At 51.8% G+C, this 1,353-nt stretch carries 1 rRNA gene; it reads right to left on the minus strand.

From position 1 onward, the window contains the following. Window positions 1-1,257, minus strand: a 16S ribosomal RNA gene (locus J2Z42_RS14320); the annotation flags it as partial. Window positions 1,258-1,353: the final 96 nt, after the last annotated feature.

Raw genomic sequence — 1,353 nt, forward strand, 5'->3', positions numbered from 1 at the left:
TGAGTTTCGCTCCGCCTCGCGGTTTCGCATCTCTCTGTTCTGCCCATTGTAGCACGTGTGTCGCCCTGGACATAAGGGGCATGATGATTTGACGTCATCCCCACCTTCCTCCGCGTTAACCGCGGCAGTCTCGTTAGAGTGCTCACCATTGCGTGTTAGCAACTAACAATAAGGGTTGCGCTCGTTGCAGGACTTAACCTAACATCTCACGACACGAGCTGACGACAACCATGCACCACCTGTCTCCCTGCCCCGAAGGGCTTCGCTTATCTCTAAGCTATGCAGGGGATGTCAAGTCCAGGTAAGGTTCTTCGCGTTGCTTCGAATTAAACCACATGCTCCGCTGCTTGTGCGGGCCCCCGTCAATTCCTTTGAGTTTTAATCTTGCGATCGTACTTCCCAGGCGGAGTACTTATTGCGTTTGCTGCGGCACAGAAGGGGTCGATACCTCCTACACCTAGTACTCATCGTTTACGGCGTGGACTACCAGGGTATCTAATCCTGTTTGCTACCCACGCTTTCGTGCCTCAGCGTCAGTTACAGTCCAGAGAATCGCCTTCGCCACTGGTGTTCTTCCTAATCTCTACGCATTTCACCGCTACACTAGGAATTCCATTCTCCTCTCCTGCACTCTAGATATCCAGTTTGGAATGCAGCCCCCAGGTTAAGCCCGGGGATTTCACATCCCACTTAAATATCCGCCTGCGCACCCTTTACGCCCAGTAAATCCGGACAACGCTTGCCACCTACGTATTACCGCGGCTGCTGGCACGTAGTTAGCCGTGGCTTCCTCCTCTGGTACCGTCATTGTCGTCCCAGAAGACAGAGCTTTACAATCCGAAGACCTTCATCACTCACGCGGCGTTGCTGCATCAGGCTTTCGCCCATTGTGCAATATTCCCCACTGCTGCCTCCCGTAGGAGTCTGGACCGTCTCTCAGTTCCAATGTGGCCGATCACCCTCTCAGGTCGGCTACGCATCGTTGCCTTGGTAGGCCGTTACCCCACCAACTAGCTAATGCGCCGCGGGTCCATCTCAAAGCGGATTACTCCTTTCATCAAAACTCCATGTGGAATTCTGCTTTATGCGGTATTAATCTCCCTTTCGGGAGGCTATCCCCCTCTTTGAGGCAGGTTACCCACGTGTTACTCACCCGTCCGCCGCTAATCCACCCCCGAAGGGGCTTCATCGCTCGACTTGCATGTGTTAAGCACGCCGCCAGCGTTCGTCCTGAGCCAGGATCAAACTCTCAATTTAAAAGTTTGCTTGCTCATTACTGTTTTTCCTGCTATTACTTATAATAGCTCAAAAGAATTGCTGGTTTATTTCTTATATAAGTTGTACTTATATATC

This window comes from Clostridium algifaecis, from assembly GCF_017874415.1.
In the GTDB taxonomy this organism is placed as follows: domain Bacteria; phylum Bacillota; class Clostridia; order Clostridiales; family Clostridiaceae; genus Clostridium_B; species Clostridium_B algifaecis.